7 protein-coding genes and 1 pseudogene are annotated in these 6,639 nt (G+C 63.2%); 7 read left to right on the top strand and 1 reads right to left on the bottom strand.

Annotation, left to right across the window (positions count from 1 at the left end):
* From ACTHL0_RS15590 to ACTHL0_RS15610, 5 genes and pseudogenes are all read left to right on the top strand, one after another.
* Positions 1–606 (top strand): annotated as a pseudogene (locus tag ACTHL0_RS15590) (MBOAT family O-acyltransferase); the annotation flags it as partial.
* Between the two features lie 31 nt (positions 607–637).
* Complete coding sequence (locus ACTHL0_RS15595; RefSeq protein WP_440567714.1) at positions 638–874, top strand: acyl carrier protein; 237 nt, start codon at positions 638–640, stop codon at positions 872–874.
* A gap of 49 nt (positions 875–923) precedes the next feature.
* The gene (locus tag ACTHL0_RS15600) at positions 924–2,399 is read left to right on the top strand and encodes an AMP-binding protein (RefSeq protein ID WP_440567715.1); all 1,476 of its coding nucleotides are present in this window, start codon (positions 924–926) and stop codon (positions 2,397–2,399) included.
* The gene (locus ACTHL0_RS15605) at positions 2,396–3,097 is read left to right on the top strand and encodes an alginate O-acetyltransferase AlgF (RefSeq protein WP_440567716.1); all 702 of its coding nucleotides are present in this window, start codon (positions 2,396–2,398) and stop codon (positions 3,095–3,097) included. Before ACTHL0_RS15600 ends, ACTHL0_RS15605 begins: the two co-directional genes overlap by 4 nt.
* Before the next feature lie 61 nt (positions 3,098–3,158).
* Complete coding sequence (locus ACTHL0_RS15610; RefSeq protein ID WP_440567717.1) at positions 3,159–4,286, top strand: acyl-CoA dehydrogenase family protein; 1,128 nt, start codon at positions 3,159–3,161, stop codon at positions 4,284–4,286.
* Between the two features lie 79 nt (positions 4,287–4,365).
* Here ACTHL0_RS15610 and ACTHL0_RS15615 read toward each other — a convergent pair whose 3' ends face one another.
* Positions 4,366–5,361, bottom strand: a complete 996-nt coding sequence (locus ACTHL0_RS15615) for a DUF4434 domain-containing protein (protein WP_440567718.1) — start codon at positions 5,359–5,361, stop codon at positions 4,366–4,368.
* Between the two features lie 120 nt (positions 5,362–5,481).
* Here ACTHL0_RS15615 and ACTHL0_RS15620 point away from each other — a divergent pair, with 120 nt between their 5' ends.
* Entirely contained in the window at positions 5,482–5,805 is a 324-nt protein-coding gene (locus ACTHL0_RS15620; RefSeq protein ID WP_440567719.1) for a type II toxin-antitoxin system HicB family antitoxin, read from the top strand.
* A 78-nt stretch (positions 5,806–5,883) separates the two neighbouring features.
* Entirely contained in the window at positions 5,884–6,462 is a 579-nt protein-coding gene (locus ACTHL0_RS15625; RefSeq protein ID WP_440567720.1) for a hydrolase, read from the top strand.
* The last annotated feature ends 177 nt before the right edge of the window (positions 6,463–6,639 follow it).

Here is a 6,639-nt window from a genome sequence, read left to right on the forward strand (position 1 = left end):
GCCGCGACCATCATGGCGCCGACTGTCTTCACGATGGGCCTCGCCGGCATTTGGCACGGCTCCGGTTTCCAATACCTCGTGTTCGGTCTGCTCCATGCGGTGTACTTGTCGATCAATCACGCGTGGCGCATTTTCGTCGTCGGGCGCAAACCCGTCGCGAGCCGAAGGAACACCCGCGCGGGCAACCTCGCGAGTGTCGCCGGCACGTTTATCGCGGTCCTCGTTGCGCAGGCCTTTGTCCGGGCGCACGGCGTGGCCGATGCCGTTGATCTCGTCGAAGGCATGATGGGCCTGCGCGGCTTCGAGTCGTTCGGTACGCTCCCCTATGCGCTGAAGATGGCGCCCGGCGATGCCTGGCGTCTGATCGTCGGCACACATCTGCAACTCGTGTACGTGCTCGCGCTGCTCGGCATCGCATGGTTCACGCCCAACGTGCACCAGATCCTCGGGCGCCATTCGCCCGCGCTCTTCAAGGCGCAGGAAACGGCGGTCGCGTGGATGCGCTGGCGTCCGAACGCACCGTGGCTGGCCGTGGTGCTCGCGCTGTTCTTCCTCTGTCTCGCGAATCTACACAAGGAAACGCGCTTCCTGTATTTCCAGTTCTGAAATCGAACACCCGTTGAATCGGAGTCACCCTATGCTTATCGCCGAAATCGAAACCAAGCTCGCCCAAATCATCGAAAGCATCATCCTGACGTCGGTCGAACCCGACACGCTACTGATCGAATCGGGGCTCATCGATTCGCTGTCGGCCGTCGACGTCGCGCTTGCCGTCGAGCGCGAATTCGGCGTCAAGATTCCGCCGTCGGAGATCGACGTGCATCTGGAATCGGTGCAGACGCTCGGCCAATACATCGAATCGCATAAGGCTTGAGCGCGCGAGGGATCGAGCGCTTGCCCTCTCGCTCACGAGGAGATCTTGCATGCATTTCGACTTCGACCGTTTCCAATTCGCGAACGAGCAGGCCGCGCCCGAACGCGACGCCGTGATCGGTCCCGCCGGCCTGCTTTCGTGGGCGGCGCTCGCGGATGCTGTCTCGGCATGGATGGCTGCTGCCACGAAGGCCGGCGCCCGCGCGGACGTGCCGCTCGTCATCACGGGGCACAAGGAGCCGGCGTTTCTCGTCGCGATGCTCGGGTGCCTGCGGCTGGGCGTGCCGTTCGTGCCCATCGATATCGTCAACCCCCAGCAGCGCATTGCGCGGATCGGCGAACTCGTGCGCGCCGGGCTGCGTTATGACGCGCAGGCGCGCGAGTTCGTGTCGACGGGCGTCGAGGCCGCACCGCTCGCTGAGAAGGGGCTCGCGTACATCATGTTCACCTCGGGCAGCACCGGCGATCCGAAGGGCGTGCAGATCGGCCGCGAGAGCCTGGGCCTCTTCGCCGGTTGGATTCGTGATTGCGTTGCGCTGGGCGATGCGCCGGTGTTCATGGATCAGATGCTGTTCAGCTTTGACTTCTCGCTGTTCAACTGGGCCGGGGCGCTCGTGACAGGCGGCGCCTGTGCGCTATGCCCGCGCGAAATCATCGAAGACCGTGAGCGTTTCACCGCCTATCTGGCGAGCGCTCGCGTGAACGTGTGGACTTCGACGCCGTCCTTCGTGCGTCAGCAATTGCTCGATCCCGCGTTCGACGCCGCCCATCTGCCCGATCTCCGGGCATTCGTGTTCGGGGCGGAATCGCTTACGCCGACGGTGGCCGAAGCGCTGTGGGGCCGCTTTCCCTCGTCACGCATCGTCAATTCGTATGGACCGACCGAGGCGACCTGTTCGACGACGTGGGTCGAGATCGATCCCGTGCTGCGGGCGGCCGCGCCGCTGCCGTTCCCGATCGGCCGTGCGAAACCGTATGCCGATGTGTTCATCGACGACGGAGAGATTTGCATCGCGGGCGATCATGTCATGCGCGGCTATGTGAACCGGCCGGACCTGAACGGCACGCGGATGTTTATACGTGACGGCAAGCGCGGCTATCGCACGGGCGATCTGGGCGAGATGGACGAGCAGGGGCTCGTCACGTTCCGCGGCCGGCGCGACGATCAGATCAAACTGCATGGCTATCGGATCGAACTGGCCGAAGTCGATGCGGCGCTTGCCACGCTGCGAGGCGTGCGCGCGGGCGCGGCCGTTGCCCTGAAGCGTCCCGACGGCACCATCGTACGCATGATCGGATTCGTCGATCCCGATGCGCACGGCCCGTCGGGGCTGCTGCCCCCGCCCCCTGCGCTGGCCGATTGGCGAGCCTCGCTCGGCGGGCGCGTTCCGCCGTACATGATCCCGTCGGAATTGATTGTTTGTCATGGCTTTCCGCTGACGCAGACACAAAAGGCCGATCGCAAAGAACTGGAGCGTATGTATCTGGAGTCCCGGATGCGCTCCGCCAAGGAGTTGAAGAAATGAAGCGTGTTGCACGATGTCTCGCCGGGTCCGGCTTCACCGCCGCTCTGTCGTTGTCCGCACTGTTTGCTGCAATGAACTCGCCGGCCCATGCCGAAGGCAAATTCGCGCAGTTGTACACGGCGCGTCCGCCGGCGGGTTCCTCGTTCGTACGCGTGATCAATCCGGACGGGGCGCCGATCAAGGTCAAGATAGCCGACGGCCCGGTGCAAACGCTCTCGGGCGATAAAATCGCGAGCACGTATGCGATCGTCAAAGGCAATACGACATTCAGCGTCTCGTTGGACGGCAAGACCGTCGCGACGCTGAAAGTTGCCCCGGACACCTTCGACACGCTCGTGCCACGTCGCGAGGCAGGCAAGATCGCGTTCACCGTCATCGACGACGGTGGCGGCTCGCAGGACGCGCTCAAGGCTGAGCTACGCTTCTACAACCTTGCGCGCGGGTGCAATGGCGGCCGCCTCGCGGTCGCGCCCGCTGGCCCGATGTTGTTCGCGAACGTCGCTGAGCAAGCGGCGGCCGCGCGTCCCATCAACCCGGTCTCGGCGAAGCTGAGCGCGGCGTGCGCCGCGGCTGTCTCCGAACCGCTGACGTTGCCGGCCCTGCAGCCAGGGGATCACTACAGCCTGTTTCTCACGGGTACGGCCGCGAAACCGGTGCTGCTCGGCCAGGCGAGCGCGACCGACCCGTACGGACAGTGACGTCTTCGACCGTGGCAAACCGTAATCGCAGTAATCGACCCCATCCCGCAGGAGCCACCCCATGCGCAGCGTTTTCCGCGATGACCACGAGCAGTTCCGCGTTCAGGTCGAACGCTTCATCGCCAACGAAATCGAGCCGTACTACGCGCAATGGGAGCGTGACGGCATCACACCGCGCGCGTTATGGCGCAAGGCGGGCGAGGCCGGCCTGCTCAATTGCGCGATTGAGGCGCCTCATGGGCAGGGCGGAGACTTCGGACATGCCACGGTCGTGATCGAAGCGCTCGCGCGCGCGAACTGTCTCGGTATCGGCTTTTCGATTCACTCGGATATGGTGGCGCCGTATCTGGCCATCTTCGGCACGCCCGCGCAGCAGGCCAAGTGGCTGCCGCGCATGACGTCTGGCGAACTCATCGGCGCCATTGCGATGACCGAGCCCGGCGCGGGCAGCGATCTGAAGGCCGTGCGCACGCGTGCGCGGCGGGAAGGCGACGGGTGGGTGCTGAGCGGACAAAAGACGTTCATCACGAACGGTGTGAACGCGGGGCTCGTGATCGTACTCGCCAGCACGAACCCCGATCTCGGCGCCCGTGGCCTCTCGCTCTTCGTCGTTGAAGAGGGGGTGCCCGGCTTCAAGAAAGGGCCGCCCCTCGCGAAGATCGGTCAGCATAGTCAAGACACGTGCGAGCTGTTTTTCGATGACGTGTGCCTCAGTGCCGATGCCTTGCTGGGCGAAGAGGGCGCCGCGTTCGACTATGTGACCCGCGAGCTCGCGCAAGAGCGTCTGGCGATTGCGTTGCGAGCGGCCGCCTCGCTCGAAGGCCAACTTGCCGACGCCGTGTCCTATCTGAAAGAGCGCAAGGTATTCGGCCGGCGCGTGGTCGACTACCAGAACTCGCGTTTCAAACTGGCCGATGCGCTGTCCAAATCCACCATGCTGCGCGTCTTTCTCGACGACTGTCTGGCCCGGCACATGGCGGGCGAGCTCGAGCCCGTGACGGCGGCGATAGCCAAGCTCAACGCGACGGACTTGCTGGGACAAGTGCTCGACGATCTGCTGCAACTCTATGGCGGTTACGGCTATATGAGCGAATACGGCATCGGACGCGCATGGGCCGATGCGCGTGCGCTGCGCATCTTCGGCGGGACGAGCGAGATTCTGCGTGAGATTATCGGCAAGCAGTTGTAATCGACATCGATATCAACCTGAATGTCGTTATTGATGGCAGTGCCTAGGCGGAGGCGCGATCGATGCGCCCGCCCCGTGCTCAGCTCATTGCGGACTGCCAGCGCTTGAGCAACGACCGCGCCTCGTCCGAATCGCCGAGTACCCACGGGTCAAGCGAGAACGCGACGATGCGCTGCGCACCATAATCGCGTGCGATGTTCCATTGCGCCTCGATTCGGCGAAAGCTGGCTGACCGTGCCTTGAAGTCCGTGCCGTCGTTGTTCGTCGGCAACTGTTCGAACAACTCGGCGATCAGATCGAACTTCGCCCCGCGCGCGATGAACATGTCGTGCAGCGGCTTGAGTGCGTCGTAGTTGCCGATGCCGGCCACGCCGACGCCATCCTGGATCATCGGATGCATCTGTACACGATCGAGCAGCGCGCTCCACATGCCGGCGAGGGTGCCGGTAGTCGGGATCCGGCTGTAATAGGTCGACACGGTCGGTATCTGCCCGCTCGTGGCCATCGCTGCGTCTACGATGCTGCCGAGCCAGTCGGCGAGTTTATCGAGGCGCGCCGGGTCCGCCCAGTTGTACTGCTCCAGTTCATACGGCAGGTACCAGCCGCGAAACGCATCGTGCAAAGTCCACAACGCGGTTTGCATGTAGCTTGCACTGCGTTCGCGCGTACGTTTGAGAAAGGTATCGAGCACGGCATCGTTCTTGTTGCCGATCGCGTTCCACCAACGCTCGTCATAGGGCACCCCGACATGGACGCCCATGCCGAGCGCGGCGCTTTCGTCGAGCAGCAATTGGATCATCGAGTCAGGTGCGATCCAGGTGCTGTCGGGCTCGCTATCGATGCCGGCCCACTGCACGAAGATTTCTTTGCAACCGAGCGCGTGCGTGGCGGTGAGACGGTCCCGCCATTGATCGGCCGTCCAGTCGAGATGACTGCGCCAGAGTTGCACGAATGTGCCGCCGATTTGAGGGGGGGCGTTGCAGGCTGCTAGCGGGAGACAGGCGGCGAGCACGGCGGCTTGCAGCAGACGGCGGCGTCGAGGGGAATGAGGTCGGGCGGCGTGAAGCGAAGGCATCGATAGGGTTTGGACAGTTGCGCGGGGCGGGGAAGGATGAGGTATTCGGTAAAAACGTGTCACGCGGGCGTTGCGCACAACTGCAAGTGCATGCCTAGCGCCGCTTCGATCGTATCGATCTTGGTCGGCTTTGCCGTGATGTTCCGCGATATCCCCGAAGCCCTGACCTGCGGCGCAACCCGTGAGGAGGCAATCGATATGGCCCGTGACGCACTCGAGACTGCGATGGATTATACGACTGCGATGGATTATACAAGTGGGGCGAAGGCCGGCGACCGGGCCGTCGTATCGGCCGATTCTCCGGAGGATCGATGTGTGATCGGGATACGACAGGCAATCTTGCCCTACACTGCGCTGATTTGCCCGTCGATCGCGAAGAGCCGGCAGCCGCCCCGCCGACGGCGGAAGCACGATGTATTAACCGCGCCTATCCGTATTGATTGACTTGCAAAACCGGACCAAAGACCGATCTTTGCCTCGAAATCTGGCTCATTCCCACTTACTGAACCCAAAGGACCCATCATGGACGCTATCGATCCACGTACTACCGCGCTCGTCCTCATCGATTTGCAAGAAGGCATCCTGCCGTTTGCGAAGGGGCCGCGCACGGCCGATGCCGTGCTCGAGGCCAGCGCGCGGCTCGCCAAGCGCTTTCGGGAAACGGGTGCGCCGGTCGTGCTCGTGCGCGTCGGGCCGAGCCCCGATTTCGGCGACGTGCTCCGGCAAAGCGTCGATCAGCCGACACCCGCGCCGGCCGGCGGGTTGCCTGCGAACTGGTGGAACGTTCCGGCACAACTGGAAGCGAGCGAACGCGATATTCAGATCACGAAGCGGCAATGGAATGCCTTTTACGGAACCGAGCTCGATCTGCAACTGCGTCGCCGCGGTATTCGGACGATCGTCCTCGCGGGCATCTCGACGAATATCGGCGTGGAATCGACGGCACGCGCGGCATTCGAACGCAACTACGCCATCGTATTCGCCGAAGACGCCATGAGCTGCGCGTCGGCGGAACAACATGAAGCGTCGGTGCGTTATATCTTCCCGCGGCTCGGACACGTTCGCCCAACCAGCGACATACTGGCCGCGGTGCGCGTATAGCGGCGCGCCGCCGCGAGCGCTCGCGCCGGAATGCGTAATAGAAGCCATTTAAAAATTACGAACTAAATTAATCCGCGAGCCGAGGGGCTAATTTGATCCAAATAAAGCGATGCGCGCGATCGGTCGATTTTACTGATCGCGCGCAACAAAAAACGTGACCCCAAATTAATTCGACCG

Origin of the sequence: Trinickia sp. (assembly GCF_051961175.1) — a bacterium.
GTDB lineage: Bacteria > Pseudomonadota > Gammaproteobacteria > Burkholderiales > Burkholderiaceae > Trinickia.

Coding starts and splice junctions, on each gene's coding strand:
- ACTHL0_RS15595 (WP_440567714.1), top strand. CDS start 638: ATGCTTATCGCCGAAATCGAAACCAAGCTCGCCCAAATCATCGAAAGC.
- ACTHL0_RS15600 (WP_440567715.1), top strand. CDS start 924: ATGCATTTCGACTTCGACCGTTTCCAATTCGCGAACGAGCAGGCCGCG.
- ACTHL0_RS15605 (WP_440567716.1), top strand. CDS start 2,396: ATGAAGCGTGTTGCACGATGTCTCGCCGGGTCCGGCTTCACCGCCGCT.
- ACTHL0_RS15610 (WP_440567717.1), top strand. CDS start 3,159: ATGCGCAGCGTTTTCCGCGATGACCACGAGCAGTTCCGCGTTCAGGTC.
- ACTHL0_RS15615 (WP_440567718.1), bottom strand. CDS start 5,361: ATGCCTTCGCTTCACGCCGCCCGACCTCATTCCCCTCGACGCCGCCGT.
- ACTHL0_RS15625 (WP_440567720.1), top strand. CDS start 5,884: ATGGACGCTATCGATCCACGTACTACCGCGCTCGTCCTCATCGATTTG.